The 26,996-nt window shown below is 47.3% G+C and carries 26 protein-coding genes and 1 other RNA gene; 14 read left to right on the top strand and 13 right to left on the bottom strand.

Going from position 1 to position 26,996, the window contains the following annotated elements; all coding sequences use genetic code 11:
* Positions 1 to 24 precede the first annotated feature (24 nt).
* The 4 genes from ACKFKF_RS04995 to ACKFKF_RS04980 form a co-directional block, all read right to left on the bottom strand.
* Positions 25 to 453 carry an NYN domain-containing protein gene (locus tag ACKFKF_RS04995; RefSeq protein WP_446866680.1) on the bottom strand — a complete coding sequence of 143 codons (429 nt, stop codon included), beginning with the start codon at positions 451 to 453 and terminating at the stop codon, positions 25 to 27.
* A gap of 368 nt (positions 454 to 821) precedes the next feature.
* A complete protein-coding gene (locus ACKFKF_RS04990; protein WP_446866679.1) occupies positions 822 to 2,369 on the bottom strand; it encodes a hypothetical protein in 1,548 nt (515 codons plus the stop codon).
* 10 nt (positions 2,370 to 2,379) lie between these two features.
* A complete protein-coding gene (locus tag ACKFKF_RS04985) occupies positions 2,380 to 3,141 on the bottom strand; it encodes an ABC transporter ATP-binding protein (RefSeq protein ID WP_446866678.1) in 762 nt (253 codons plus the stop codon).
* Positions 3,142 to 3,203: 62 nt separating this feature from the next.
* Complete coding sequence (locus tag ACKFKF_RS04980; protein WP_446866677.1) at positions 3,204 to 3,722, bottom strand: hypothetical protein; 519 nt, start codon at positions 3,720 to 3,722, stop codon at positions 3,204 to 3,206.
* Between the two features lie 804 nt (positions 3,723 to 4,526).
* Here ACKFKF_RS04980 and ACKFKF_RS04975 point away from each other — a divergent pair.
* From ACKFKF_RS04975 to ACKFKF_RS04945, 7 genes are all read left to right on the top strand, one after another.
* On the top strand, positions 4,527 to 5,291 hold the full coding sequence (locus ACKFKF_RS04975; protein WP_446866676.1) for a cobalamin biosynthesis protein: 765 nt from the start codon (positions 4,527 to 4,529) through the stop codon (positions 5,289 to 5,291).
* A 30-nt stretch (positions 5,292 to 5,321) separates the two neighbouring features.
* Positions 5,322 to 5,852 (top strand): pentapeptide repeat-containing protein, encoded by a 531-nt coding sequence (locus ACKFKF_RS04970; RefSeq protein ID WP_446866675.1) that lies wholly within the window; start codon positions 5,322 to 5,324, stop codon positions 5,850 to 5,852.
* 216 nt (positions 5,853 to 6,068) lie between these two features.
* Complete coding sequence (locus ACKFKF_RS04965) at positions 6,069 to 6,560, top strand: pentapeptide repeat-containing protein (RefSeq protein WP_446859027.1); 492 nt, start codon at positions 6,069 to 6,071, stop codon at positions 6,558 to 6,560.
* A gap of 10 nt (positions 6,561 to 6,570) precedes the next feature.
* Positions 6,571 to 7,710 (top strand): 5-(carboxyamino)imidazole ribonucleotide synthase, encoded by a 1,140-nt coding sequence (locus ACKFKF_RS04960; protein ID WP_446866673.1) that lies wholly within the window; start codon positions 6,571 to 6,573, stop codon positions 7,708 to 7,710.
* Positions 7,711 to 7,809: 99 nt separating this feature from the next.
* Positions 7,810 to 7,993: non-coding RNA, 6S RNA (gene ssrS / locus ACKFKF_RS04955), on the top strand.
* 247 nt (positions 7,994 to 8,240) lie between these two features.
* Positions 8,241 to 9,584 carry a M16 family metallopeptidase gene (locus ACKFKF_RS04950; protein WP_446866672.1) on the top strand — a complete coding sequence of 448 codons (1,344 nt, stop codon included), beginning with the start codon at positions 8,241 to 8,243 and terminating at the stop codon, positions 9,582 to 9,584.
* A 62-nt stretch (positions 9,585 to 9,646) separates the two neighbouring features.
* On the top strand, positions 9,647 to 10,927 hold the full coding sequence (locus ACKFKF_RS04945; protein ID WP_446866671.1) for a M16 family metallopeptidase: 1,281 nt from the start codon (positions 9,647 to 9,649) through the stop codon (positions 10,925 to 10,927).
* A gap of 200 nt (positions 10,928 to 11,127) precedes the next feature.
* Here ACKFKF_RS04945 and ACKFKF_RS04940 read toward each other — a convergent pair whose 3' ends face one another.
* From ACKFKF_RS04940 to ACKFKF_RS04920, 5 genes are all read right to left on the bottom strand, one after another.
* The gene (locus tag ACKFKF_RS04940) at positions 11,128 to 11,817 is read right to left on the bottom strand and encodes a pentapeptide repeat-containing protein (RefSeq protein ID WP_446866670.1); all 690 of its coding nucleotides are present in this window, start codon (positions 11,815 to 11,817) and stop codon (positions 11,128 to 11,130) included.
* Positions 11,818 to 12,315: 498 nt separating this feature from the next.
* Complete coding sequence (locus tag ACKFKF_RS04935) at positions 12,316 to 12,507, bottom strand: hypothetical protein (RefSeq protein WP_446866669.1); 192 nt, start codon at positions 12,505 to 12,507, stop codon at positions 12,316 to 12,318.
* A gap of 205 nt (positions 12,508 to 12,712) precedes the next feature.
* On the bottom strand, positions 12,713 to 15,403 hold the full coding sequence (locus ACKFKF_RS04930) for a GAF domain-containing protein (RefSeq protein WP_446866668.1): 2,691 nt from the start codon (positions 15,401 to 15,403) through the stop codon (positions 12,713 to 12,715).
* A 610-nt stretch (positions 15,404 to 16,013) separates the two neighbouring features.
* Positions 16,014 to 16,691: a response regulator transcription factor gene (locus tag ACKFKF_RS04925; protein WP_446866667.1), complete on the bottom strand. Its 678-nt coding sequence runs from the start codon at positions 16,689 to 16,691 to the stop codon at positions 16,014 to 16,016.
* Positions 16,688 to 18,124: a sensor histidine kinase gene (locus tag ACKFKF_RS04920; protein WP_446866666.1), complete on the bottom strand. Its 1,437-nt coding sequence runs from the start codon at positions 18,122 to 18,124 to the stop codon at positions 16,688 to 16,690. Before ACKFKF_RS04920 ends, ACKFKF_RS04925 begins: the two co-directional genes overlap by 4 nt.
* Before the next feature lie 209 nt (positions 18,125 to 18,333).
* Between ACKFKF_RS04920 and ACKFKF_RS04915 the strand changes: the two genes are divergently transcribed.
* The 5 genes from ACKFKF_RS04915 (at position 18,334) to ACKFKF_RS04895 (ending at position 21,185) form a co-directional block, all read left to right on the top strand.
* Positions 18,334 to 19,182: a hypothetical protein gene (locus ACKFKF_RS04915; RefSeq protein WP_446866665.1), complete on the top strand. Its 849-nt coding sequence runs from the start codon at positions 18,334 to 18,336 to the stop codon at positions 19,180 to 19,182.
* 63 nt (positions 19,183 to 19,245) lie between these two features.
* Entirely contained in the window at positions 19,246 to 19,890 is a 645-nt protein-coding gene (locus ACKFKF_RS04910; RefSeq protein ID WP_446866664.1) for a hypothetical protein, read from the top strand.
* A gap of 15 nt (positions 19,891 to 19,905) precedes the next feature.
* The gene (locus tag ACKFKF_RS04905; protein ID WP_446866663.1) at positions 19,906 to 20,364 is read left to right on the top strand and encodes a hypothetical protein; all 459 of its coding nucleotides are present in this window, start codon (positions 19,906 to 19,908) and stop codon (positions 20,362 to 20,364) included.
* 31 nt (positions 20,365 to 20,395) lie between these two features.
* Positions 20,396 to 20,680: a hypothetical protein gene (locus tag ACKFKF_RS04900; protein WP_446866662.1), complete on the top strand. Its 285-nt coding sequence runs from the start codon at positions 20,396 to 20,398 to the stop codon at positions 20,678 to 20,680.
* 157 nt (positions 20,681 to 20,837) lie between these two features.
* A complete protein-coding gene (locus tag ACKFKF_RS04895; RefSeq protein WP_446866661.1) occupies positions 20,838 to 21,185 on the top strand; it encodes a hypothetical protein in 348 nt (115 codons plus the stop codon).
* Between the two features lie 216 nt (positions 21,186 to 21,401).
* On the opposite strand, the gene ACKFKF_RS04890 is transcribed toward ACKFKF_RS04895, so the two are convergent.
* The gene (locus ACKFKF_RS04890) at positions 21,402 to 21,560 is read right to left on the bottom strand and encodes a hypothetical protein (RefSeq protein WP_446866660.1); all 159 of its coding nucleotides are present in this window, start codon (positions 21,558 to 21,560) and stop codon (positions 21,402 to 21,404) included.
* Between ACKFKF_RS04890 and ACKFKF_RS04885 the strand changes: the two genes are divergently transcribed.
* Both ACKFKF_RS04885 and ACKFKF_RS04880 read left to right on the top strand, forming a co-directional pair.
* A complete protein-coding gene (locus ACKFKF_RS04885) occupies positions 21,491 to 21,757 on the top strand; it encodes a DUF4351 domain-containing protein (RefSeq protein WP_446866743.1) in 267 nt (88 codons plus the stop codon). The genes ACKFKF_RS04890 and ACKFKF_RS04885 overlap by 70 nt on opposite strands.
* Positions 21,758 to 21,793: 36 nt before the next feature.
* Positions 21,794 to 21,940, top strand: coding sequence for a hypothetical protein (locus tag ACKFKF_RS04880; protein WP_446866659.1), 147 nt, complete (start codon positions 21,794 to 21,796; stop codon positions 21,938 to 21,940).
* Here ACKFKF_RS04880 and ACKFKF_RS04875 read toward each other — a convergent pair.
* The 3 genes from ACKFKF_RS04875 to ACKFKF_RS04865 form a co-directional block, all read right to left on the bottom strand.
* Complete coding sequence (locus tag ACKFKF_RS04875; RefSeq protein ID WP_446866658.1) at positions 21,930 to 22,844, bottom strand: ABC transporter substrate-binding protein; 915 nt, start codon at positions 22,842 to 22,844, stop codon at positions 21,930 to 21,932. The genes ACKFKF_RS04880 and ACKFKF_RS04875 overlap by 11 nt on opposite strands.
* 119 nt (positions 22,845 to 22,963) lie before the next feature.
* Positions 22,964 to 25,489, bottom strand: coding sequence for a TonB-dependent siderophore receptor (locus ACKFKF_RS04870; RefSeq protein ID WP_446866657.1), 2,526 nt, complete (start codon positions 25,487 to 25,489; stop codon positions 22,964 to 22,966).
* A gap of 136 nt (positions 25,490 to 25,625) precedes the next feature.
* On the bottom strand, positions 25,626 to 26,621 hold the full coding sequence (locus ACKFKF_RS04865; protein WP_446866656.1) for a helix-turn-helix domain-containing protein: 996 nt from the start codon (positions 26,619 to 26,621) through the stop codon (positions 25,626 to 25,628).
* Positions 26,622 to 26,996: the final 375 nt, after the last annotated feature.

The raw sequence follows: 26,996 nt of genomic DNA, 5'->3' as shown, positions 1-26,996 counted from the left end.
CTCTTGAGTAGATTTTCTACCTGATTAAGCAGCTTGTTTGAAAAGCTCACTCACGTAGCGAAACTCGTTAGCTAATTCACGTAGTTTCTTACTAACGTTGCCTTGAGCAATGATGATGACCCATTTCCCTTTAGCTTTTAGGTCACGAACTAATGGTGCAAAATCTTTATCTCCAGAGACAAGAATCACAACATCAATCTGTGGATTATTCAAAGCTTGGCTTCTACAATCTTGAATCAGTTGGTCATCCACACTGTTCTTTTGACGTGAGGGGATGTTGACGCACTCAAGTCCAATTTTGTAGAGGAACTCTTCGCGTTGCTCGTTTTCACGCCGCCAGTAAGCGTAAGCTTTTTTGCTCTTCAGGTTAAATACAATGTCTGCCCAACGACCAAGTTGAGCGGCGACGAGAAAACTAGAGCGAAGCGAAAAACCTCCAAATCGCCGCTCCAACGACTTGTTAGCTGGCTGCAACTTCAATCTAACCTTAAACCCCAACGAAGACATACAGCACTTTGCAGATAGATGAAGTACAAAATAAATGGCTGAAACTTCTAGAGGATGAAGTTTTTTGCTAACTCAACTGTACTTCACCAAGTAGAAATCTGCTGTAACCCTCTTAAATCACTCTGGGTAAACCAAATCAGCTTATAAACGCCGAAAGACTTCTCTAGCAACCTATCTAGCATTCGCACTTCATTTCCCACTCTTTTGAAGGAATAGAAACAAGTTGTGAATGCTAAAACACTGACTGAAAAGGGGTTACATCGTTTTTTGGCGGTTTTACTTCCTCTAGAGTGACATAAGAGGGGTAATGTAGTTCACAATAGCTGAGTTGAAGTGCCAATTTGACGACTTCGCAAGTAAAAGACGATAACAATCAACAATGCAACAGTTATACAAACGCAAGTCCAGTCTAATTTCCCTTGAGAAATAGTGTAAGAGATTGCAGCCCAAACAAACAATAGAATTAATTCTAAGACTCTAAACAAGAAATCCTTTTGACGAACTTTACGGACTTTAAAGGGATCATTCGTAATGACAGGGTGAGCGCTCCAAAAGCCTAGAACTACTGAATATAAGGCTATTCCTAAAACCATAGTTAATAGGTCGAGAAAGTCAACTTTGTTCATCATTAGAACAATAGAAATTGGGACAAGCAGAAAATAGGTAGGGACTAAAGCCGCCAAAATCTTAAATTTTCGTAAACTTAAACCATTGAAAGGTGATGCTTTCAATAAATCAGGAGCCTCTTCTTTTGAGATACAAAAATGAATAAACTTATTTACTAAAGTGCCGCTGATGACTGTTGCTACTGGAATTAATTTTGCAGAAGAATCTCCCAAGTAATCAAAATATGCACCCTGCTGGACAACTAGTATAGCAATAGCAAAATAAAAAGTTAGTAAAAGAACTTCTAAAGCGAAGTTCTCTTCCCGCCACATTAAGCGCCATTCTTTCAGTAGTAAAGTATTGTGGAAACTGGTGCTGTAAGATTTATTCCGAGAGTACTGTTGATTCTGGGAGTTGTAGGAAATGGCTTGCTGAAAGCCTTGTACAAAAGGCTGATGCATAGTTAGAACTACTCCTCCAAATAGCCCTAAACCTGCCAAAATAGTGAAGAAAAGAGATGACGGATCGAAAAAGACTGCACGAACTGGAAACCATATCCAACTACTAGTATCTAACAAACCCCAATGGTCAAATAGCCTCCACAACCAAAACGGCATCATTATTTCATGAGGAGCCACTGCGTTCGACAATCGATTGATTTGAAAGAGGACAAGAAAAAATACGATTAAGAAGGCATACCTAAGAAACTGAGCAGATGATTGAGCTTTTCTCAATCCTAACCATCGAACCAAACTTAAGCATAGTAGCATTGCAAAGCTAGTAACTGCTAACGTTAAGCTAATCAATGTAGGATAAATACCAAGTAATAAGGGAATTCTAAAAAATAAAATTAGAAGGCTTAGAGGAATTACAAACAAGCAACACTGTAAAAAAAGCTTAAAGGCGATACCAAGTAATCGACTTGCAAAAATCACCTGGCTATTAAGTGGAGATGATAACAACAAGTTAAGCTCTCCACGCTGAGAAATTGCGATCATACTCAGGTTTATCGCTTGGGTGAAGATATAGAAACCAGCAAAAAAACAAGCGCTAAGGGTAGACCAGAATACCGTTGAAGAAGTAGTGGATTCAACAGCTAACTGCTCACTTCTAATTAGCAAAAAGTACTGACCAACTACTAGAGTGATAACGACGAGTACCAAGAACATCATGACGAACTTTATGGTTTTATCAGTTTCGCGCCACCATAGTTTTAGTTCCTGCTGAATCAACCAACTCAGAGTGCCAGTCTGCATAATCTTACTCTTAGTTTGTGGAATTTTCGTTAGCTGTTTGATTCTTTGTAAGCTCTAGTAATACGGATTCTAAAGTGCCACCCGCTTGGTTACTCTGGCTCTTCAAGTCGTCGAAGGTTCCCTCAGCAATAAGCTGCCCATCGTGAATAATCCCAATCCGCTCTGCCATTTTTTCGGCGATTTCCATAATATGAGTGGTTATAATAACTGTGTTGCCACTGTCCACATACTGCTTTAGTTTATCTTTGACTTTTTTTACAGAAACAACATCAAGACCTGAAAGAGGTTCGTCTAGAATCACGACTTTAGGCTCGTGAATAAATGCTCCAGCAATAGAAACCTTTTGCCTTTCACCTTTATTTAAGACTTCACAAAATTGATTGGCATCACCTGAAAACCCTACATTTTCCAGCAATTGATTAGCTGTTTCCGCTACTTTTTTAGCTGGAATTCCCCAAAGACCTGCAACAAACTCTAGGTATTCTAGAGGGGTCAACTTACCGTAAAGTAGTGGCTCATCTGGTACATAAGCTAAATTCTTCTTTGCTTTAGCTGGAGATTGTTTGACACTTTCTCCTAATATAAATGTGTCGCCATCATCAGCTTGAAGCAATCCTGCAAGCATACGTAGAGTAGTAGTTTTTCCAGCACCATTGCGTCCTAACAAGGCATAACACTCACCTCTCCTAATTGAAAGATTTAGGGAATTGACTGCTTGCTTTTCTCCAAACCGCTTACTCAGGTTTTTCACCTGTAACGCCTCTGCTGCCATAATAAAGAACCCTTCAATAACATCTACGAAAAGTCAAACTCGCCCAGATAAACGGTCTGTCCTTACTTGTAGACTACGTTAAGAAATACGTCGCCCCTATTGATAGTAACGATATAGCTATGTTTCGCGAATTCTTTGAAGAGAGCAGCAACTTCCCCTCCAGCAGCCCCTAATCCAGCACACGAAGCTGAAGTCTGTATGGGATTAACACCAAACTCAACGAAGGGCAATGATAGCACTCCACAAGTTGCTCCTAATGCAACTGCCCAAAAGGTAATACTTCCAACATGGTTAACTGCTTGAGCATCCGGATTGATTCTAAAATTCCCTGTTCTATCTTGTTCTATTAGATCCTTCAGATCATCTGGGAAACTATCATAATTACTGAACTTCGTGTGGATCACTATGTTCTTTCTCTCTGTCACTAAGCTAACAGCTTGTGAGTGGAACGATTTAAGGTCAGGTTTAGGGTAGGTTAACTCTACTGTAGAGCCAGCCATAGCAGGTTCCACAGTAAAAACGATCAGCAAGAAAGCTAGAAGAACTGAACAGATTCTTCTCAAAATTTGTTTGCCATTCATATACACGCTTCCTGATTTGGATTTATTGAAATCGTTCAAAAACGGCACTGCTATTTTGCCCTGACAACTCTCCAACAGCAATATTGTCTCTATTTCTTTTAGCGTATGTATTCATGAACCTGCCATACGCAGACTGATCCCGTAATTATTCGTAACTTAGTGTTTGTAAACAGTCTTAAATGTGTATTACCAATAACTTTCGACGATTTGAACCTGAATCCTTGCCGATAACCTTCAAACTACTTGTCACTACCTATAACCGAAGCCAGCTAACTCAACAAATAGTCTGCTTCGTTGTCAGTACATCTGACGTTTTGCCAGTCCCAGTACAAAGCGCAAGAGGGAGTTGAATTGCCAAAATTTTGCATGTTCATCATGCGTAAAGCTCCTAATAATTTTGTTAGAAGCGTCGGACATCTATTTGGCACAACCTGAATTCTCTAAGAGAGACCCAGGCACAAAATCGAATCCTCTGAGAGAAACCCGATCGAATTACTTAGTAACCTTGATGGTTATCGTCTCAAAAACAGTATCTCAGAGCTTCAAATTGATGTACAGCCAGTATTCTGAACCAGCATCCATCTAAATTTTGACCTTCTGAATCTCTAGCTAGATAAATGTTGAGCCAAAATACGAGCTACACATTAACCTGAAACTTTGAGATGCTGCACATGAGACGGAAACCCAAGCCTTGCGCTTAACGTTTATGTCTTTCGCTATGCGTGAAATATGACACCTCCTTTCAGTGTTTGTCAAGCCTCTCGTTGTACTAATTTCAAAAAGTAAGATTTGGAACGATCGCTCATGCTAGAAATCGACCGATTTGCAGAATTGTATGGCTGGCAAAAAGGCAGCGGAGATTGGGAAGGCGTGAAGGAAGCAATCGCTTTGAGTTACCCGCCAGGGGTCGCCAACCAAGATCCCATTCAAGTCATTCAAGAAGCAGGCTCAACGCAGTGGCAATCTGAATTACCGTCTGATCATTCGTTCTATTTTGGCTTTCCTGAATACACCGCGACCCAACGAGATCAGCCCCCAACGCCCAAAGCGCGAATTTGGATTAGTCCGATTCAGCGGCGGTTTGCTCCAGGGTCAAGTTTACCCAAAGTGCAGTGGCATCCCAGAGTGTTGTGGGTGGGCGTTGGCTGTGAGCGGGGCGTTTCTTCAGCGCTGATTGACCAGGCAATTCGAGAGATTTTTCAAGCGAATCATTTAGCTGAGTTGGCGATCGCCGCCTTGACCACGATCGACACCAAATCCAATGAAGCCGGACTACTGGAATTTTGCGGTCAGCGTCATCTCCCTTTGCGTTACTTTTCTGCCGAAGCGCTGCGATCGATTCCCGTTCCCAATCCCTCAGCCATTGTCGCGAGCAGATCACAAACGCCCAGCGTCTCAGAAGCGTCCGCCATTTTGGGAAGTGGAAACCCTGATCTCTTGATTCCCAAGAAAATCTTTCGAGTTGAAGGATCTGGAGCCGTGACGATCTCCGTCGCTCAGTCAAACCAGGAATACGCAGACCAAGAATACACAGAAGACAGCGACCAACAAAGCGCCCCTTCCTCATAAACTAAGAATGGACTCTCTTAACATTCAGCAATGATCTGCACACCGTTGATGCCTCGGCTGCGAACTTTGATTTTGTCGATCGTTCTTGCCGTTCTTTTCTGCCTAAATGGGACGCTTCCCGCAAATGCGGCCGCCTCGACTGCGGCCAGTGGTAAATCCCTCGACTTTGCCAGCGACGCATCTGGAAACAAAGATTTCTCAGGCAGAGATTTGCGAACCGAAGAATTTCCGGGCGCTGATCTCGATAAAGCCAATTTCTCAAACAGCAATCTTGAAGGAGCGGTATTCAGCACCTCAACGCTTAGAGAAACCAACTTTCAGGGCGCAAATCTCAATCAGGTCATGATGGATCAAGTTCGTCTTCTGAACGTGAATCTGAGTGATGCCGTTCTCACCGACGCTATGCTGCTGCGGACGGAGTTTCGCGATGCCAACGTGACGGGCGCAGACTTTAGTGGTGCAATCTTGAGTGCCCTTCAGGTCAAAGAGCTTTGCAAATCAGCCAGCGGCACAAATTCAAAAACAGGAGTTGATACGAGAGAATCGTTGGGTTGTCGTTGAAAAAGGGATGAGGGAGAACTTCAATGATCTGTTCCCCCTTTGGGAGTAATCTGCTTCGCGAGGAGAGATGAAAAGACGGTTTGGTTGATTGAGAGATGATGGCATTTCTGAGTTCTCGTTCGGCATTTGGCACGATCTCTTCGAGTTACCCGCAAGGGGTCGATTTAAGGTTTCATTCGTGAGGTAAGCTGACTTTATTCACGATCGAGAAATCTTATGATGCTTTGGCGATCGGCTGCCTTTCTGTTAGCGCTGATTCTCTGGTTCTGTTCGCTCCCGGCTCAAGCGTTGGACTATCCGCCACCCCTTTCTTACAGCAATGCGGAATTGGCGAGGAAAGACTTTTCGGGGCAGACGTTGCGATCGGCGGAGTTTTCTAACGCCAATCTCGAAAGCACCAATTTTGCCAACGCTGATATGAAAGGGGTCGTGTTAAGTGCCTCTGTGTTGACGATGACCGACTTACAGGGAGCCGACTTAACCAACGCATTCATGGATCAAGTCAAGTTTACTCGCACGAATTTGAGTGATGCGATTTTGACCGATGCAATTTTGTTGCGCTCCACCTTTAAAGACATCAACATTAACGGAACCGACTTCACCAACGCTGTTTTAGACGGTGCCCAAATTCGAGAACTTTGTCAGGTTGCTCAAGGCACAAATTCCAAAACGGGTGTCAATACGAGAGAATCTTTAGGTTGCCGTTAATGTCGTTGCGATGAACTCAGAAAGTGCTAACCCTGCTCGAACCGTTGGCGTGATTGGAGGCGGACAGTTAGCCTGGATGATGGCAGACGCAGCCAAAAAGTTGGGCGTTGCGTTAATCATTCAAACTCCCGAAGAGACCGATCCGGCTGTGTCGATCGCTGCTCAGACCATCCTTGCCCCGATCGAGAACGCCGCCGCCACCGCTCAACTCGCTCAACAGTGCGAAGTCATCACTTTTGAAAACGAATTCGTCGATTTAGCGGCACTCTCTCAGCTTCAAAAGGCTTGCTTTCGTCCCAGTTTAGAGTCTCTCAAACCGCTCCTGGATAAGTACGATCAGCGCTGCTATTTGCGCGATCGTCACCTTCCCACCCCTCAATTTTCCGACTTCTCAAACGCCAATATTTCTAAGTTTCCGATCGTTCTCAAAACGCGCCGCCACGGTTACGACGGTCAAGGCACGTTCATTCTCAGAAACTTCGACGAGCTAGAAGCCACCCTCAAAAAACTAGGGGATCAGCCGCTTCTAATTGAAGAATTTGTGCCCTTTGAGCGGGAATTGGCCGTGATGGCAGCCCGATCGCTCACGGGAGAACTCGTCGTCTATCCCGTTGTCGAGACTCAGCAAGAAAATCAAGTTTGCCGTCGCGTCATTGCCCCGGCCGATCTGCCTGCGTCCACTGTTCAAGAAGTGGAAGCGATCGCTCGTACGCTCTTAGACAGCCTGCAAGTCGTCGGTATTTTTGGAATTGAGCTATTTCTCACATCTGAAGGAAACGTTTTAGTCAACGAAATCGCGCCCCGGACTCACAACTCTGGGCACTATACGATCGACGCTTGCGCCCCTTCCCAATTTGAGCAACAGCTTCGAGCCGTCTGCGGATTGCCGCTAGAAACTCCCAAAATGAAGGGTGCAGGCGCTCTCATGGTCAATCTTTTAGGCTACGAAAATTCCCACAGCGACTATCTCCCCAAGCGCCAACAACTCGCCCAAATTCCCAACGCCTTCATCCACTGGTACGGCAAAACCGAATCGCGCCCCGGCCGAAAACTAGGACACGTCACCGTTCTACTAAACACCTCCCAGGATTTGAGAGGAGACGCAATCGCTCTTTCCAAGACGATCGAATCCATCTGGTACAGCCCCTAAAACATTTCATCCCTCATCCCTCATCCCTCATCCCTCATCCCTCATCCCTCCTTCAACCCCCTCTCCCCAAACTCCCCCTTTCCCGCTAGAATGAGTGAGGTTCAACTGCGGCGTTGGTGACTGCCAATAATGTTTTATGATCTTGCTTTTCAATTAGGGAACTTAAATCCGTCTGGCGGCAGTAGACCGGACTTGCATCCGGAAACTTTAAGTCGGGCGATCGGCTCCCACCTGGTCTCGCACCAGGTCAAAAACTGAGGTAAAACGGCGTTGCGGTGAACTTCACAGAATTGCTTTCCCTTGTTGAACTCAGCAGGGGAATTTTTGTACGAAAGTCTAGAAATCTTTACACTCACAACTAATCCCGCAAGATTACGCCTAAAGACGCTGCAAAATCGTGTGATGAATGGGTTAAAGAATGAATAAGATGAGTAGATGGGTCGGTAAAGTTTTGATGATTAGCCGACTTGTTTGATTGTCCAATCCTCTCCTCAGCTTGGACTGTCCCTCAACCCCACCCAAAAATAATCTTGAACTTACCCCGATCGTCCCAGTTCTCGACAGCCCCCTTTCCAGCCAACATTCTCACGCTAGAGGGCGGATTAACGCTGATTCACCAACACGTTCCTTCTGGTGTCGTCGCGGTTGATGTCTGGGTCAAAGCAGGCGCGATCGTTGAACCCGACGAATGGTCAGGCATGGCCCACTTTCTCGAACACATGATTTTTAAGGGCACCGATCGCCAACCTCCCGGCAGCTTTGATCACGCGATCGAAAATCGAGGCGGCATGACCAACGCAGCTACCAGCTACGACTACGCCCACTATTTCATCACCACGGCTGCTCATCATCTGGGCGATACGTTACCTCACTTGGGCGATCTGCTGGTGAATGCGGCGATCCCTGATGACGAGTTCGATCGAGAGCGCGATGTCGTGTTAGAAGAAATTCGCCAAACCTACGACAATCCAGACTGCATCGCCTTTGAAGCCTTGATGGAAAGTGTTTATCAACGACATCCTTACGGACGATCGATTCTGGGCACCGAAGAAAAACTGATGGAGCGATCGCCCGCAGAAATGCGCCAGTTTCATCGCAGCCACTACCAGCCTGACAACATGACCGTGGTGATCGTAGGAGACGTTTCGCAGGATGAGGCAATTCGGGAAGTCGATCGCGCCTTTCATCCCTTCCAAATGCCGCTCACCTGTGCCCAATCCAGTCTCGAAGCCGAGCCGCCTCTAACTGGAATTCGTCGTCAAGAACTCAGACTGCCTCGACTAGAGCAAGCCCGTTTGATGATGGCGTGGATGACTCCGGGGATCAAGACTCCTCCATTGCGACCCGATGTAGAAACTTTGCCCTGGCAACGATTTCCTGAAGCCGAACACCGAGACCCGCTACAAGATGCCTATGGGCTAGAGGTGCTATCAGTTTTGCTGGCGGAGAGTCGATCGTCCCGGTTAGTTCAAGAACTGCGTGAAGAACGGCAACTCGTCCAAGGGATCAGCAGTGGATTTACACTTCAGCGCGAATCCGGGATCTTTACAATCACTGCATGGCTTGATCCCGACCAGCTAGAACGAGTTGAGGCCTTGATTTGCGATCGCCTTTCAGAACTGATCACCACTCCCGTCGCCGCAGGAGAGCTTGCCCGCGCCAAACGCCTGCTCTGTAACGACTACGCCTTTTCAACTGAGACTCCCAGCCAGCTTGCCGGACTGTATGGCTACTACCACACGATCGCTCAGGCAGAGGTTGCCGTCAGCTATCCCCAACGGATTCAAGCCATCACCCTCGAAGACTTGCAGGAGTTGGCGAGTTGCTATTTGTCCCCTTACCGATATGCCACGATCGTCATGAAAGCTCTTTAAACCTCGTCAAACGACGGCTGAAAACCTTAGATTTAGCAATATTCATCAGGACTTTTACGATCGTGACTTCCACTCTTGCCCAGCGCACCATCCATCGCACCGTTCTCAACAATGGCATCGTCGTTTTAGTAGTCGAAAATCCCTCGGCTGACATCATTGCCGCTAGAATCTTTGTCCGATCTGGGAGCCGATGGGAATCTCCTCAACAGTCCGGTTTGTCTCATCTCGTCGCATCCGTCATCACCAAAGGCAGCCAGCAGTTTTCATCCCTGGAGATTGCCGAACAGGTCGAAACGATCGGAGCCAGCTTAAATACAGATTCGACCTCCGATTACTTCTTAATGAGCCTAAAAACTGTCTCTTCAGACTTTGCTCAGATGTTAACGCTGGCGGGAGAACTGCTGCGATCGCCCACCTTCCCCTTAGAAGAGGTCGAGTTAGAACGGCGGCTCACCCTGCAAGCCATTCGCTCTCAACAAGAGCAACCCTTTACGATCGCGATGGATCAGTTGCGTCAAGCCATGTATGGTCAGCATCCCTACGCTCGATCGGGCTTGGGCACCGAGGAAACCGTTGCAAAACTGACGCAGCAAGACTTACAGCAGTATCATCAAACCTATTTTCGACCCGACAATCTTGTGATCAGCATTGCAGGACGAGTGACTTCCGAAGCCGCGATCGCGCAAGTCGAGTCTGTATTGGGCAATTGGCAAGCCCCCTCCGTTCCCCTACCGACTTTGAATTTGCCGCCGATCGTCGCCGCCCCCAAGCAAGCCATCACGCCCCAGGAAACGCAACAGTCGATCGTCATGCTGGGTTATCTTGCCCCTGCGGTCAGCTTGGATGCCACAACTGCCTCAGACTACGCCGCCCTCAAAGTCTTAAACACCTACTTAGGCAACGGACTGTCGAGCCGCCTATTTGTCGAGTTGAGGGAGAAACGAGGACTAGCCTACGAAGTATCTGCCTTCTACCCCACCCGCCTCGACACCTCCCAATTTGTCGTCTACATGGGCACCGCACCAGAGAATACGGCGATCGCTCAAGAAGGTTTGCAAACTGAAGTCGATCGCCTCCGCACGACAACCCTGACCCCAGAAGAATTGCAGTCCGCCAAAAACAAGATGCTGGGTCAATACGCCCTTGGCAAACAGACCAATTCTCAGCTTGCTCAAATTTTTGGCTGGTACGAAACCTTGGGATTAGGCATCGAGTTTGACACCCGCTTTCAAGAAGAGGTAGCGGCCGTAACGGTAGAAGGGGCCCAATCGGCAGCCGATCGCTGCTTCATCGAACCCTACCTCTCGCTACTGGGCCCTGCCGCCGTTGTTAACCCGACTTGATAGCCGATCGTGTCTTGTCAGACTTTAGACTTTGAACTTTAAACAGAGCGAGTGAGAGTCTCGGATCTAGGGTCTTCGCAGGTCTGATGGCGCTCAGTAGAGAATTGGGATGGCTAAAGGATCAAACCCTAACTCATCCCTCATCTCTCCTCACGAAGCAGATTACCCCCAAAGGGGGAACAGATCATCGAAGTTCTCCCTCATCCCCCAAAAATCGCCCCCCGCTGCTTCAAGTCACGCCTCATTTCCTTCGACAGTTCTGAGACTTGACTAAATCGAGTTCTTTCAACTTTAGTGCCTGTGAAATCGGCATCTGCAAGGATTGAGTTTCTCAAATCGGCACTGCTGAGGTCAGTTCCATACAAGCTGGCACCCCTCAAGTCAGCATCCATCAGGCTCACTCGACGCAGGTCAGAATGATTCAGGTTTGCCCCGCTCAAATTTGCGCCCTCTAGTCTGGCTCCTAGTAGAGTTGTCCGCCGAATGTCTGCCTGACTGAGATTAGCGCTGACCAGAGTCACCTCGATCAAATTGGCATTATCTAATGCTGCACTCATCAAAACGGCGGCCGTCAAGTTGGCGCTGATTAGTTTTGCTCCTGTGAGAATGGCGCTGATCAGGGTTGCGTTGGTCAGATTGGCGCTGATCAGGTTCGCCTCGGTCAAATTGGTGTTGATCAGGTTGGCACCGACTAGATTGGCACCAATTAGATCAGCATGAGACATATTCTTAGAGCGTAAATCAACGCCGCTCAAATTCGCCTCAGAAAAATCTTTTAGCGGGTTGAGTCCAGCAATATGGGCGAGGTCGAAAAAGTCATCTGTATCGGCTTTCTCGACATTAACAATTAGTTCTTGAAGAATCTGAAGGGACTGCTCTTTGGTCATCATTGTTTTAGCCTGCCTATCTGAGACCATGCGGGGGAACGGGCATTGCACTCAAAGAGGACTACAGACTATTCCAGAATGATTTCGCAAGACAGGTCAGGGAATTTACGGATTTCTCTAAATACCTGATCGTAAATTTACAAAATCAAATCGGGGGTGCTGGCAGGTAGCTTTAATTAGCGTCGGTTCGATGAAGATTTTTCGCTGCGTTGTCAACCGCTTCTGCCCCCCAACCTCCCATTCTGGGGGACTTCAAAACAATTACTCCGGCTCAAAGTCCCTCACTTGTGGGGGATGTAGGGGGCGTTCCCAGATGGACAATCGGAGTGAAGCAATCCATCGAATTCACATTTAATTAGCGTCAATTCAACAATGTTTTTTGATTCGATGTTCCGCCCTTCTGTCGCCGATCCCCCCATGCTGACGCACTTTTAGACAAGATTCATGGGAGATTTAGGGACAACTCGACTCCATAACCGAAGTGAATACTCGAATTCACATTTAATTAGCGCTTTCTGCTTGATGTAGCGCAATCAATCGCTCAATAATGGCCCGTTTGTTAGGACTAAGATTTTGAGGAATGAGTGTTTCGAGATTTGGCAAATGGTTTAATTCAAGACCAGACTGACGAGAGTCTGGCTTAAAGTCATTCTGAGAGAAATGAAGGCTATCAGCGTGATTTGAGTGAGACATTATGAAAAATGATGGTGAAACCATTTCAAATCCAGGGCGACTCAACTTCCTGGGTTAACTTTCTGTGGAACTTACCAGACTGGCCGAATCAAGCTTTACTAGCAGCAGTTTAACTTTTCTCAGCCTGACTGCCCATTACCTGATTGGGCTAATTGCTTCTGCTCAAAGATAGGATTGGCTTTTTTAACTGTGAAGAAAATTCAGGCTATTTTTCGGTGAGCGCCCAGGCTCCATCCCAGTCGTCAGGCGGGGGATTGGTCAGCCAATGTTGACAGCGAATCATGTGCAAAGATGAGGCTCGATCGTGGCTGTCAATCTCCAAAACCTGGGCAAACTCACCCACTGCCAGAGCAAACTTGCGCTTTAGATAATGCTCTCTCGCTTTGTGGTAATGCTCGATCGCCTGCTGTTTTTGGGCAGGGATCGATTGATCGCGCAGCCCTACCAGTTCGTAGACGGCGACGGGCTGATTTTTGCCTTTGACTTTGATGAAATCAAGCTCTCTCGCCCAAACCCGATCGGCACAGGGTCGATACGTACTTTCACTAATGACAATATCGGTGCCATAGAGTTTGGTTGCGCCTTCGAGTCGGGCACCCAGATTAACCCCATCGCCGATCGCCGTAAACTCCATCCGCTTGCTACAGCCAATATTGCCGCTGATCACGGTATCTGAATTGATGCCAATACCAATTTTGATCGCTTTCTGATTTTCGGCTTCGCGTCTTTCGTTAAAGAGTTCCAGTCGTTCTCGCATCTCTACTGCCGTTTTGACTGCCATCCACTGATGATCATCCAGCGGCAACGGTGAGCCAAAAACCGCCATGATCGCGTCGCCGATGTACTTGTCAAGAATACCTTTGTGAGCAAAGACCGCATCCACCATCGACTCAAAATATTGGTTGAGCATTTCCACGACTTCTTCGGCGGCCAGCGTTTCTGTCAGGGTTGTATAGCTGCGAATGTCGGAGAACAGGACAGACACTTCTTTGCGATCGCCTCCCATCTTGGCGGCATCTGGATTTTCTAATAGCTGCTCTGCCAGTTCCTGGGTCATATAGCGGTACATCGTACTTTTGAGCCGCTTTTCGTCACTGATGTCATCCATCACCACTAGCGCACCGGACACTTTTTGGTTGTCATTGGCCGCGGCGATCGTGTTGATCGACAAATTAATGCTGTGCTGTTCTTCGCCGACGACCGATTGCAGCGTCTGATCGGGATAGTACTGCTCACGATTTTGCGCGTCTAGCGACATTTTGAACCAGCGACAAAAATCACCCGTCTCAATGCGAATCAGATCCGTGATCAGACGACCTTCGATCGCCGCCAACCCATCCAGTCCCAAAAGTTTTTTCGCACTTTCGTTAGCGGCAATAATGAAGCCTTCTTTATCTGTTGAGATCACACCGTTGGAGAGCGATCGCAAGATATCACGCTGCATCTGCTCTTGCTGTTTGACAGTTTCAAAGAGTTTGGCGTTTTGCAATGCGACCCCGGCCTGAATGTTGAAGGTGGCCATAAAATCTTGATCACTGCGGTTAAAACTCGCTCTCCAGCATTCGGGAGCCTGGGGCCAGTTAGCAGGATCGTAGGAAGGGTAGTCGCCCTGTCTCTGCTTGTTGACCAGTTGAGTCACCCCGATCAGTTCACCGTCTGAGTTGTGAACGGGCATACAGAGCAGACTACAGGTACGATAGCCCGTCGCTTGATCGGTTTGCTTGGCGGTTTCTGCGCCGTCGTGTTCGTAGAGGTCAAAGGAAATATTGAGCACTTCGCCCGACGCGGCCACTTGCCCGACAAAGCTGCCCAATCCGATCGGTAATCGCAATTCTCTCAAGGTGCCGTCCGCTAGGGTGACGCGAGTCCAGACTTCATCCCGTTCGCGATCGATCAGCCAGAGGGTACTGCGATCGGCGTTCATCAGTTTTTTGGCCTCGTCCATCACGCGCTTGAGGGTGTCGTCGAGGTCGAGGCTGCTCTGGCTCAAAGATTGGGTCGCTTTGATCAGAGCATTGGCGGCCCGTTGCTTTTGAGTGGCAATGTAGAACGATCGAGAGGATTCTAAAATCAGCCGAATCGACGGCGCAAAATCTTCAAAAACCTGCTCATCGTAGTCAGTAAAGCCATTGAGATCAATCTGCTCATCAATGGGAGCGTGACGATCGCAGCCTGGTTTTAATTTGTTGACCAATTGCACAACGGCGACTAGCTCTTCTTGGTCATTGAGTAAAGGCAGGGTCAGCATCGTAAAGGTTCGATATCCCGTCTTTTGATACTGAATTTTGGCTTGAGTCGATCGCGGATCGTTGAAAAAATCGAAGGGGTTGTAGACGGCTCGTTTAAAGGTTGCCACTTCGCCCGCGATCCCCTGGTCGATCGGAAAGCGAATCTCAATGCTGCGTCCCTCTTCTCCTTCTGCGGTCGTGGTGTAAAGCTCGTTCTTTTCCTCATCCAATAGATAAATCGTTGTGCGATCGGCGTTGAGCAATTCTCCTGTTTTGGAGGTGATCGAGTTGAGCATCTCTTCGAGAATGGTTTCAAACCCTTGCATGTCCAGCATTGAGAGGGTCTGATTCACGATTTGCAGCTTTTGCTCAACCTCTTTGACGACTTCTTTAAATCTGGTCTGCGTCAGGGGAGCCAGAAAAGAGGCAAACCGACCTTTGGCGGGTAGTGAAGTGGTCTGAGTCGAGACGAGAGCAGACTCTGCAAGAGACGGTGCAACTACAAACTCTGCCCGACCCACATTAGGCGGCTCCCCATGTGGGATCACATCCATCACGACATGATTGAGGGGCACCCGTTCACTGGTGAGAGAAGATTTGCTGGTGACGAAGGTGTCTTTGAGAAGATCACCAACGTGGCGGTTGGGCAGATGAGGAGATGCAGTCATAACGGTTTTCAGTGAGAAGCTAAAGGATTCCTTGAGCCAGTGGCGATCGGGGCGGGTTAAAACTTGCGGCCAGCCATTGGGCGATCGATCGGCTCAGATCTTGCGGAGCTTGGAATGCGTTTCACGTTTAATCTAGGATGATTTTGGCACGATGACCAGAGACTAGATGTACCAATTTCTACCAAGTCTAAATCAGCGATCAGGCTTTTGGGACTCCTCGAATGGATGGGCTGTCGTAAATTTTGACACCCATATCTAGAGCATCATGTGTCTAAAAGAAAGGGCGAGTAGACAAAGATATCGAACACCCTGGATATCTACAGCACTTTTATCTAGAATTCCCTCTCATTCGCAACTTTAAGCTGAAAATCAGTAATCTTTCAATCCAATTGAGGGATTTCTCAGTAACCCTGACATTTTACTTTTACCTGACAGAAGTAAAAATAGCTGTAAAGCTTGCGTGAATTACATACGAGGATATAAAGAAAACTACAGCCTTGCCTGGGTTAGCGGTTTTTAAGTGAGTCAAGCTTGTTTGCCGCCTGCAACTTTTCTTGCACTCTGCCTATTTTGTAGGGATTAATTGCGTGAGGTTGGGAGCCGAGAGCTTTTATTTTCTGACAGATTCAGAATTCTCAGACAACTTTGGGGTGAGAAAGGAATGGGCAAAGACGGCGATTTGAGTGCGATCGCGCAGATTTAGCCGACTCAAAATGCTGGAGACATGGTTTTTCACCGTCTTCTCAGTAATGCAGAGAATTTCAGCAATTTCGCGGTTGTTGGCACCTGTGGCAATCAGGCTCAGTACTTCCCGTTCTCTAGGGGATAATTCTGCTAATTCAATTTTTGACGAACTGACTGAATTTGGGGAGGCGACCCGCTGAGAAAACACTTTCTGAAACAGTCCGGGGCCGAGCTGGGTGTAGCCTCTGTGAGCAGAACGGATGGCATCGGCAAGTTCATCTGAAGGGGTATCTTTGAGGAGATAGCCGATCGCGCCAAAGTCCATCGCCTGTTGAATATAGTGCTCGTCGTCAAAGGTGGTGAGAATCAGAACTTTGATTTGAGGGCTGCGATCGCAAATCATTTGAGTCGCGGCAACGCCATCCATTACAGGCATTTGCACATCCATTAAGACCAAATCGGGTTGAAGCTGCGCGGCTTGCTCGATCGCTTGTTGCCCGTTTTCTGCTTCTCCAATCACCTGTAGATCTGATTGCGCCTCTAACAAACGTCTGAGTCCCTGACGGAGTAGCGTTTGATCTTCGACTAGAAGCAGGCGAATCATAAAATCACTTGAGGGAGTGGAATGGTTACACAGACTTTGCAACCTGCGCCCGGAGCACTGATGATCTGGAAGGTTCCGCCTGGACTTTCGGCGCGTTCTTGCATTCCTCGTAGCCCAAATCCGGTTGCATTTTGCTCAACTTGGAACCCTCGCCCATCATCCTCGATTTGCAGAGAAAGATGAAAAGTTTTTTCAGTTAATTCTAGTTTAATTTGAATGTTAACCTGAGTGGCATTGCTATATTTCTGGATGTTGGTTAGAGCTTCTTCGATGATCCGGTAGACTGCAACTTGTATTCTGGTCGGTAAGGCTACTTGTGTCTCCAGGCGAACCGTTGGATATAACCCTGTTGCAAGCTGAAAGTTTTGGGTAAGTGTGGCAATGGCATCACTCAGCGATCGACCTTCTAGCGGATCAGAACGGAGCAGTGCGATCGATTGTCGCAGTTCTCTCAGCGCATCTGAAGAAATTTGTCGGCTTTGATCGAGAAACGTTTTTGCCTCATCAGAATTTGACTGTAGTGAGAGAGCCGCATTTTGTAGCAACACATTCTGAGTCGTCAACAGATGACCTAGAGAATCGTGAATGTCACGAGCAATGCGGGTGCGTTCTTGTAATGTTGCCTGGTCTTCAATTTGAATTGAATATTGATAAAGCTGTTCGTGTGCCTGTGCAAGTTTGCGTCGTCCGTTCCGCTCATTGACGACTGAACCAACTAAAAGGAGAACAAATAATAGAATCAACCCAAATGAAAGCAAGCTATCTGTTAAGAAGAACAGAATAAAATCCTGTAGATAGTCAAAGAACTTGCTAACTTGTTCTGCACTAAATTCTGCATTGAGACGAGCGCCGCCGTTGGGTAAGAATGTAAGCCAGTCAAAGGATGTCCATTCACCTTTAGACCGGATGGCAGGATGTAGAATAATCCAAACCAGCAGAAAAGGAAATAGGGTGATTGGATAAATGCACCACATCAAGACTGCCATGATCCAACGATCGCGCTTCTGAAACATCAGACAACTGCGTAACAGAACAATCAGCAATAAGGGTGAAAGCGTTTCTAATCCCCAACCTTGAATATTTGCGATCGTCCCAATGATCATGAATGCGATCGAGGTATAAATCCACTTACCCACGCGCGTGGTTGGCAATCCGAAGCCCATTAATCCAAACGCCAGTAAGAGACTCAAAATCGTAATTGTATCGGTGGGTTTAAGGCTAATTTGCACAAAGTATTCTGACCCATTCCAGAAGGAGGGCTTGCCCCAGGTGTGCGTTTTACCATCCCACAGGGCGGGCTGCATCCAGGCTGGAAATCCAAAGATTTTGAAGGTCGAAATCCCTAGTAGAATCCATTCTAAATACAACAACAATCGAAACGGATGGGGCTGTAAATGTAACCAGGATTTGATGATAGAAAGTTTGCTGAACATGAGGACGCGGTATGGAGAAGTTGCTTTCTTGTATCACATTCTGCTCAATTTACGCTTGGGACTACAGCCCTATCTCTTAATTCATCTAGGACTCCAGACCTATCAGAAAATCAGGACTCTAGCCTCATGCAAATAACCCTTGCTAACTCGTAGATTTGATTTGTTCTGAGAGGAACAAGCAAACTACAAAGTTAATGAAGGTGAAAGCAATGAACGGATTGAATCGTGTTCGGTTGTCGATGAATCAGATGAAAGCTCTAATTGCCGCTAGTACGCTCGCAGTGACAATGGGCTATGCTCAACTAGCGCAAGCGAAGCCACTCACTGGGGCAACCACACCAGCACCAGAGTTCGTCCGTGGGGGTGGCGGCTGCGGACAGTTTGGGCGCGTCGATCCCGGTCGGACAACGCCTGCGGGTCGTGAAGTCGCGACTCGAGTACTACTAGAACTAATCATGCGACGCTGTGTGATGGAAGGTGTCCCCGTCACAACGGCAGAAGAGGATCGCATCTATCCCCTGATCAAAGCGCTAACCGCAGGAATAGGAGACAATCTCGGTAATGATGCTGGAACTAAGGCGCAGTACGATACATTCCTCGCTGGTGCGCGTCGAATTCTGGATGCAAACCGTATAGGACGCATTGAGGCGCATGTGGCTGCTTTGCTGGCAAGTAATACTGCATCCCGCCCCAGTAATGGGACACAAATGATCACCGAGTCACAACCTGCTGGTGGGACACAGTTGTTGCAGCCTGAATTTCAGAGGGGTCGAGGCTGTTCGGTGTTTGGCACTGCAAATGCTGGCAAGGTATCAAGAAACATTCAGCAAGCGGTGAGCCGTGTTGTTCTTCAGTCAGTCTTCCGCCGCTGTCTACTCGAAAACGTCCCTCTCACGGATGCCGAGGATGCGCGATTGTTCCCGGCTCTCAATGCACTTGCACAAGGAGCAGGGCCACGACAGTATGAGCGGTTTGTAACTGTTGCGCGGCAAACACTCGACCCGGCACGCGCTGCACGAGTAGAAGCCAATGTAGCCCAAGCTCGACGCGGACTTTAGTCGATCGCACAGGGTAAAGGTCAAATGTTCCCAACAAACCTAGAAATTTCCAAGGTGAAACCGATGAGACACAGCAAATTAGCGCTGCTGATGACGAGTGTAATGATGTTGAGCAGTGTCAGTATTCCAAGTGCGGCAAATGCTCAAGTGCGGGTTAGCGATTGGACTTCGTTCGATCGAGTCGTCACAACTCAAAGAACCTTAGTTCCAGCGGGAACACGTATCTCCGTGCAACACGAAAAAGACCAGATTTTTGTAGCTGCTTCAGAAGGAATGCCCTTGACTTTGACGGTTCGCAATCCTGTGTTTCGCAACAATCGAATTGTGATTCCCGCAGGCGCTCAAATTGAGGGAGAACTGCGCCCCGCTGGAACTGGCAGTCGATTTGTGGCGAGAACGCTGATTTTACAGAACGGACAACGCTATGAGATCGCAGCGCAATCTTCGGTCGTCAGCCATCGAGAAACGATTCGTCAAAATCCAAAACTCGGCAGGGTGTTGACGGGTGCAGGTATCGGAGCAGCAGCGGCGGCAATTTTGGCAGGCATTACGGGCGATCGTAAAATCGACGCGCTAGAAGTCATCGGCGGAGCGGCAGTCGGCGGTGCAGGCAGCTTTGCGCTAGGCAAACAACAGTCAGAACGTATCTCTATCAGACCCCATGCTGATTTGACGCTCGAACTTCGTTCAGATTTAGCATTTCGATAGTCAGGAAGTACAACCATGAATATGAAAGTTTGGATTCCGGTGCTTTTACTTGCGACCAGTATTAGCTTAGTTGGCTGCGACGATCGCAAGGCAAAAGAACAATTGAATACCACCATGAGCAGTTGGGTGGGTCGCAATGTAAATGAGTTTGTTCGCAAATATGGTGCGCCAACTACTTCGTTTGCTTTGCCGAATGGAAACACGCTCTATTCTTACATTGTCGATCGAGAAGAGCTTTCTAAAGAACCAACCTATGTCAATGAGTCTCGCAATCGTCGGGGCGAAAAGGAAACTGTTGTCACGGGTGGAGGAACGATCGTCGATCGAGACTTTTGCGAAATTAATGTGGAGTTCGATCGAACAGGCAAGATCTTGACTTGGCGCTATGAAGGCGATTCTCCTCGGCACTGCAAAATCAAAAGTCTGCCAAAATCGTTCCAAAAGCAATTGCAAAAAGATGGCGTTTTTCCTTAGTTCAAGGACATCAATTAACGTGAGGAAAACAATGAGACGATTGTTGATGACTGTTGTTGCTAGTACTGCAATCTTGGTTGGATTGGTAAGTGTGACGGTTGCTCAGTCTCCAAAAGATGCCTTGGTTGACTCGATCGATAAAGCAAGTTGGGAAGTGTTGCCTGTCATTGATCACGAAAGCGATCCAGCCGTTGAGAAGCGCAATCTGAACAATGAATTTAGAGGTACAAATCTCACGCCTCGACAGTTTGAGCAAGTTCGCAAGGCTAATACCAAATTGATCTTTGAGTGCTACAGATCTTGGAGAGCAACCTAAATCCGCCACTTGTAGGGGACTTCAAGTCAAAGAAGTCTCGGATTCTCAAAGTTCCTCAGAATGGGGGATCTAGGGGCAAAGGATCTGTAGCATTCACAAATTGATTGGGTATAAACCTCTTGTTTTCTAATTGCACACCCACTCAGGAGAACCAGCAATGCAACCGGATGATTCTCGATCAGATTGGACAATGGAAGTTCAAAGCTGGGAGGAGATTCGACAAATGTATGAGGATGCGGGGGTGCCGTTGAGTCCTGAGCAAGAAGCTCAATATCAGCAAGCCAATGAGCAACTAAAAGCCAGAATTGAGCCAGAGTTTCGAGCCGCACCGATCGTATTTATTCTCAGGTTCCTCGTCATGGCGATTTTGCCAAAGATGGTCTTGGACATTGTGGGAGGCTTGCTTCTCGGAGATGCAATTGTGGATTATCTCAAAGCAATGGCTCAAATTTTGACACCAGAACAACTGGAAGTCTGGGAGCGGAGTTTTAAGCACGATCGCTAACATCATTCAATTTAGAGAACATAACAATGGGACGCATTATTCTCATGCTGGTACTTGGAACGATCGAAACAGGATCGGACGGAGTAGCGCGATCGCAGTTCTACTTCTAATTCCGGCGTTGCTGAATCAGGGGATGAATTGCCCCAAAGCGGGGGAAGCCCAATGTTCAAGACTCAACGGGTTCGTGCAATCGATTAGTTCATGGCATTGCTCAAACTAAGGTAGCCGAATTAGATGGAGCGATCGTTCTGACTTAAAGTGCGATCGTTCTCCTTCAGAACACGAAGTTTGCATCTCAGAACACGATCGTTCCACTTCAGAACTCGAAATTTGGAGTTTGGAACTCGATCGTTCGGGAAGAAGAGGCGATCGCATTTGTAACCCGTCTTCTCGCCCGACAACTGAGACGGGAACTTTCGGAGGAACTGCGCGCTGCTCCGCAGATACCGCTAGGGTCGCGCCTTTTAACTTTGTTTCTACCGATGCTAGAAGACTTGGGCGAGGCGTTGTTAGATTTCACCAGTGTGGCTGATTTAGAAGCTTGGTTGAAGGAGCGATCGCCAGAGGGATAAGCGACCCTTGCGGTATCTGCATAGCAGCGCGACCTCTTGAGAAATCATCAAGCGATCGCAGTTCATCATCGAGCGATCGACCATCAAAGCGCGACCCTGGCGGTATCTGCGGAGCAGCGCGCACTTCACAACTTAACGATCGACTATCAGCGAAATCAGTTCTTGCTATCCTTTAGTAGATAAGTAGATAACTGGAAAGCTCATCTAGTAGTTTATCGACTCCCAGAGGACCATACGGAAACCATGTATCCGCTCCAACAGCATAAGCCTGCTGGTTTTTGGCAGATTTTAATGATGCAATCAAAGGATTCTGCAAAAAGTAAGATGATGGCTTGTTATCGAAATCAACAATAAATAAGATATCAGCATCATATTCAGAAATGACTTCGATACTGATCGGCAAGTATTCAGTTTGGTTCAGAAATACAGATTTGATGGGGACATTGAGATCGTTTAGCACCTGAAAACAAATCGCCTCACTTGCTGGTGCTTGAAACTGTCCTCCTACATGATAAATGACCGAAACTTCTGGTTTTTGGGGCTGACTTTCTAAGCGTCTTTGTAATCTGCTGACTTTTTCTTCATAGCGATCGAGAATTTTTTCTGCTTCTGCCTCGCGATCTAGCAGTTGAGCGATCGAGCGAAAGTTATCTTTGAAAGAGAACTTGATTTTTTCAAATTCTCGGACTACTGTTGGCGCGATCGTGGAGATTGGATTGTAAAGTCGCGGATCAAGATCAAGGGCAATGACTAAATCTGGCTTCAATCCTAAAACTCGTTCTAAAGAGGGCTGATTCTCAGATCCAATAATCTCAATTCCTGCAACTTCCGCATCCGAAAGTCCAGGAAAATAGCTTCCTTCTCCATAATTATAAGTATTTGTTGCAATTGGTTTTAGACCCAGTGCCAAAACTGGATCAAGCGTCCAAGAAATTCCTAGGGCAATGATGCGCTGTGGTTGCTTTGGAACACAGGTTTCCCCTAATTTGTGTTGAACAACTTGACAGTCAGGTAGTTTTACTTGAGCAGATTGCTCTTGTACTGATGAATGTTGACAGGCGGCAAGTAGAAAGGTAGAGAAAGCCATCAGTAGGAACAACTGAAATAGGTAGCAGATTTGCTTTTTCCCTATCAAGTTTCGTAGACTCTCCGCAAACTGATCGATCATGGCAATTGCTTACCTAACGTCAACTGGTAAACATCTTCTCAAAATTCCCAACCGATCGAGCCAACAACGGTAAACGGTTCTCCTCGATCGACATATAACTTGTAGGCAGACGAACTAATATAGTTCACGTTAAAGAGATTACGGATGTTGATCGCAGCATTAAATCCATTGCGACGGTAGTAGACTGCCGCATCAGTCCGTAAATAGTCCCCTAGTGAAAATGTGTTTTCTAAATCACCTTCACGATCGCCCACATAAAACAGCCCGAAGCCAAATCCCAATCCTTTCGCATTCCCCTTTTGAATTTCGTAGGTCGTCCACAAACTAGCTTGATTTTGCGGCACATTTGCAAGGCGGTTACCAACTTTACTAGGACTAGAATTATCGGTAGTGACAGTTGCATCAGTATACGCATAGGAAGCGATGATCCTCCAACCCGGTAAAATTTCGCCCGCGACATCTAGCTCAATCCCGCGACTGCGTTGTTCCCCAACTTGCACTTGGAAGCCCTGCACCGCCAAGCTAGGATCAGGATCAGGAGTCAGCACATTTGTCTTTGTAATGTTATAAGCTGCTAAAGTTGCCGAAAGCCTACCATTGAAAAAATCAGTCTTAACTCCAGCTTCGTATTGCGTTCCCTTAGTTGGCTCAAACGGGCGATCATCTGGATTGCGTCCGATCGCTGGATTGAACGACTGGGTATAGCTGGCATAAAGTGAAACAGTTTTACTGGGCTGATAAACTAAGCCAATGCGAGGGCTGAAGGCTGCATCATTTTGCACAGAAGTAGTCCTGACATCATCCAGACTAATCGATCCTGTATCATCAGATATCCAGTCATAGCGTCCGCCGATCAGTAATTTCCATTGATCACTAAAGGTGATCTGATCTTGAATATAGAGTCCATAGGATTTTCTATCAGTTACATTTGTAGGAGATGCAGAAACCTCTGGTTTTGCTGTCAAAGCATTGTAGTTGGGGTTGCGGATATCTAAAAAGGGGATAACGGTTGGATCGAAATTACCAGCACTGACACCCTTAGTCGTGTAGTAGTTGAAATCCAAGCCTATCAAAACGTTGTGGGAAACAGACCCAGTCCTAAACTTGCTGAGTAAGTCAACTCCGGCATAGTAGTTGTAATAGCTCTCATCGGCATCAAAAGTACCAAATCGGAGAAAACGATTGTCCACAACTGAGTCTACGTAGCCTTGTCTTCTTTTGTAGAATGTATTAGTAAAAGCAAAATTGTTGCGGATCTGCAAATTTTCATTAAAGCTGTGGGTTAATGAATAACCAGCCCTTCTATCACTCGCATCGATTTCATTAAAACCGGGATAACCAGGGTACACACTGCGTTCAGGCAAACTGCCATCGTCAAAAACTGGAACCCCAGATATGAAGGGATTAGCATAGTACCTGCTGTACTCGAAGTACAAATCTAGATCTGTCCGATCGCCCAGCTTAAATGAAATTGAAGGCGCGAATGACGTAATTTCGGAGTTGCCGAATTTTTGGATACTCTCTCGACGTTCGTAGGCAGCAATGAGGCGGTAAAGGGCATTTTTATCGGCTGTCAGCGGACCTGATAGATCAATACTAGGCTGATACCGTCCAAAACTCCCTGCCTCAAAGCCAATCTTGTAGGAAGGATCGCGCAAAGGCTGCTTAGTGACATAGTTAATAATCCCACCCGGTTCTATCGCACCCGACACTACTGAGGATGGACCTTTCAGAATCTCTAACCGATCAAGGACAATTGCGGGGATAGTACTAACGGGCGAATTACCAGCGTTCTCAGGGAATCCATTTCGGAGAGTTCGGGAAACTGTAAAGCCGCGAATGCTTATGGAGTCGTTCGTGCCGTTGAAGTACTTGCCAGCTTCAACTACGCCACTCACAGTCTCTATTCCTTCTCCAATCGATCGTATTCTACGATCGCGCAACACCTTCTGCGGCACAACCTGAATCGACTGCGGAATATCCCGAATCGGCGTATCCGTCCTCGTCGCCGTACTCGCATTCGGCACTCGATAGCCTCGCGCTCCTTCCCCCGTCACCGTAATCTCTTCTTCAACTTCTTCCTCTGGGGTCACTGCCAACACTAACCCCTGTCCCGCCACAATCTCAGCACTCGGTAAATCCTTCAGTCCCGTAATGCTCACCCGAATCGTCGTCGCATCCGCTTGCGTCACGGCAATGCGATCGATTCCCTCCCCTGGCTTCTGAACTTCAAACGCCTGCCCACTGCTCAACGCCAATACCGCATTCGGAACCGTCAAAATCAGCGTATCGCCCTCCGCCTGTTGTGTCGCCTGCAACGCCTGCCCATTTTCCGTCTCCAGCACAATCTCCAATCCCTGCGGCGTTGGATTCACCTTCACCCCCGTCACCCGCACCAACTGCGCCTGCTGTGCCTCCGTTTGCGCCATCCATTCCTTTACGGTTGTCGCCGCTTTCGGACGGTCTTGCAGCCGAGAAACCGTCGGCTCTGTTGCCATTGCGGACAGTGCCCCAACCAGAACAAACGCGCCAGAAACGAAAAGCGATCGTAGCCACACACTCATCATCATCACACCAGTACTTAGGAATCGTTATCAATAGACAATACTGGAGATGCAATTGAGATTGGAAGCCCTTTTTGGTCGATAGACGTACTTTTTTTGGTCGATAGACGTACTTTTTTTCAAGCTCACGCCCGACCTATCGTCTGTGTCGCTGTTGACGGCTATATTCTCCTGGATTTATGCCAAACTTTTTACGAAACGCTGCTGCAAAATAGCTCCGACTGGTAAAGCCCACCCGCTGCATCACTTCTTCACTCTTCAGATCGCCCGTCAATAGCAACTGCTGTGCCTGCTCCAATCGGTAGTGGTGCAAGTAATTAAACACAGTCGTGCCAAAACAAGCCCGGAACCCTTCCTTCAAAATTCGATCGTTGAGTCCCACCAATCGCGCCAATTCAGCGATCGAAGGCGGATTCTCTAATCGCTGCAACAGAATTTTTCTTGCAGCATAAATGCGATCGACCTGTTCCGACTTCAGATTTCCTGGTAACTGCTCAAGCGATAGTAAAGGCGACTCTTCTAACAATGGCTCAACCGACAGCAACAGCAACTCCCAGATTTTCGTTTCGAGATACCGTTGCTTCATCACCCCATGATAGGGACATTGCCAAATTTGCTGTAAGGCAATCTCCATTGCGGGAGTTGATCGATATCCCTGAACAAACGACAACTGATCTGGTGATCCAATCAATGGTTGTAATCCAGCAGGTAGCTGACCGAAGAACGATCGAATTTCCTCGATCGAAATCGAAAAAGCAATTTCTCTCAACGGTTCCGCAGCAGATTCAAATGATCCTTTAGACGATGCACCTCGACCGATCAAAGAGTACTCTCCCGGACAAACGGTAACTTCAAGACTGTGATGAACGCCTGATAAATGAAACCCAACTCTTAGATAATCAGGCTCGTGAACTTCTTCCCAGGAGACTGCAAAACCATTTAAGGGTTCATAATAGTCCATGACCAATCCGATTCCTTCTCGTAGGTCAATGATTCGAGATAGCCCTCGCCCCAGTTCAGACGGAAACGGAATAATCACATCTGCCTCATCTTCAGGATCGGGATAGCGCATCTGCTCCAGCATTTCCTCAAACAAAGCGTCATAAGTCTGACTAGAAAGTGCGATCGTCATGGTGATCCAGATACTCCGATAAGAAAGGCGCAAACCTCAAAAGTATCTTGACCTAATTGGGATTGATTTGCAATAAGCTCAGAAACCATTGCATGATCGACCTGGCTCAAATCGGGCGATCGGTTTGTCATCTAGCATCGGTGAGTAAGACGCTCTGTGGATGTTCTTGAAAATTTTTTACAAAGATGCCGTCTGATTTGGGTAGCTGGGTGTGGTCGGGTAGCGTCAGCCCTGACAGATCAGAGGCAAGTCAGTAGTTCATAGATCAGTACCAATAAGTAGACAGACCTAATTAAACATAAGATGCCGCAAACTGCCCTCCCTTGTATCTTAAGAGAGTGGCAGACCGACCCCCCTAAGATTCACGAAATCGGG

The sequence above is a fragment of the Phormidesmis sp. 146-12 genome, assembly GCF_052939495.1.
The sequence above is the reverse complement of the archived record's forward strand: the minus strand, read 5'-3'. Positions and strand labels throughout refer to the sequence as shown.

What these genes read in the sequence shown, in the direction of transcription:
- ACKFKF_RS04865 (WP_446866656.1), bottom strand. Translation starts at nt 26,621, where the DNA reads ATGACGATCGCACTTTCTAGTCAGACTTATGACGCTTTGTTTGAGGAA.
- ACKFKF_RS04915 (WP_446866665.1), top strand. Translation starts at nt 18,334, where the DNA reads ATGAACGGATTGAATCGTGTTCGGTTGTCGATGAATCAGATGAAAGCT.
- ACKFKF_RS04890 (WP_446866660.1), bottom strand. Translation starts at nt 21,560, where the DNA reads ATGCGATCGCCTCTTCTTCCCGAACGATCGAGTTCCAAACTCCAAATT.
- ACKFKF_RS04920 (WP_446866666.1), bottom strand. Translation starts at nt 18,124, where the DNA reads ATGTTCAGCAAACTTTCTATCATCAAATCCTGGTTACATTTACAGCCC.
- ACKFKF_RS04985 (WP_446866678.1), bottom strand. Translation starts at nt 3,141, where the DNA reads ATGGCAGCAGAGGCGTTACAGGTGAAAAACCTGAGTAAGCGGTTTGGA.
- ACKFKF_RS04990 (WP_446866679.1), bottom strand. Translation starts at nt 2,369, where the DNA reads ATGCAGACTGGCACTCTGAGTTGGTTGATTCAGCAGGAACTAAAACTA.
- ACKFKF_RS04970 (WP_446866675.1), top strand. Translation starts at nt 5,322, where the DNA reads ATGATCTGCACACCGTTGATGCCTCGGCTGCGAACTTTGATTTTGTCG.
- ACKFKF_RS04905 (WP_446866663.1), top strand. Translation starts at nt 19,906, where the DNA reads ATGAATATGAAAGTTTGGATTCCGGTGCTTTTACTTGCGACCAGTATT.
- ACKFKF_RS04910 (WP_446866664.1), top strand. Translation starts at nt 19,246, where the DNA reads ATGAGACACAGCAAATTAGCGCTGCTGATGACGAGTGTAATGATGTTG.
- ACKFKF_RS04935 (WP_446866669.1), bottom strand. Translation starts at nt 12,507, where the DNA reads ATGTCTCACTCAAATCACGCTGATAGCCTTCATTTCTCTCAGAATGAC.
- ACKFKF_RS04870 (WP_446866657.1), bottom strand. Translation starts at nt 25,489, where the DNA reads ATGAGTGTGTGGCTACGATCGCTTTTCGTTTCTGGCGCGTTTGTTCTG.
- ACKFKF_RS04960 (WP_446866673.1), top strand. Translation starts at nt 6,571, where the DNA reads ATGAACTCAGAAAGTGCTAACCCTGCTCGAACCGTTGGCGTGATTGGA.
- ACKFKF_RS04940 (WP_446866670.1), bottom strand. Translation starts at nt 11,817, where the DNA reads ATGATGACCAAAGAGCAGTCCCTTCAGATTCTTCAAGAACTAATTGTT.
- ACKFKF_RS04975 (WP_446866676.1), top strand. Translation starts at nt 4,527, where the DNA reads ATGCTAGAAATCGACCGATTTGCAGAATTGTATGGCTGGCAAAAAGGC.
- ACKFKF_RS04900 (WP_446866662.1), top strand. Translation starts at nt 20,396, where the DNA reads ATGAGACGATTGTTGATGACTGTTGTTGCTAGTACTGCAATCTTGGTT.
- ACKFKF_RS04980 (WP_446866677.1), bottom strand. Translation starts at nt 3,722, where the DNA reads ATGAATGGCAAACAAATTTTGAGAAGAATCTGTTCAGTTCTTCTAGCT.
- ACKFKF_RS04930 (WP_446866668.1), bottom strand. Translation starts at nt 15,403, where the DNA reads ATGACTGCATCTCCTCATCTGCCCAACCGCCACGTTGGTGATCTTCTC.
- ACKFKF_RS04895 (WP_446866661.1), top strand. Translation starts at nt 20,838, where the DNA reads ATGCAACCGGATGATTCTCGATCAGATTGGACAATGGAAGTTCAAAGC.
- ACKFKF_RS04875 (WP_446866658.1), bottom strand. Translation starts at nt 22,844, where the DNA reads ATGGCTTTCTCTACCTTTCTACTTGCCGCCTGTCAACATTCATCAGTA.
- ACKFKF_RS04965 (WP_446859027.1), top strand. Translation starts at nt 6,069, where the DNA reads ATGATGCTTTGGCGATCGGCTGCCTTTCTGTTAGCGCTGATTCTCTGG.
- ACKFKF_RS04925 (WP_446866667.1), bottom strand. Translation starts at nt 16,691, where the DNA reads ATGATTCGCCTGCTTCTAGTCGAAGATCAAACGCTACTCCGTCAGGGA.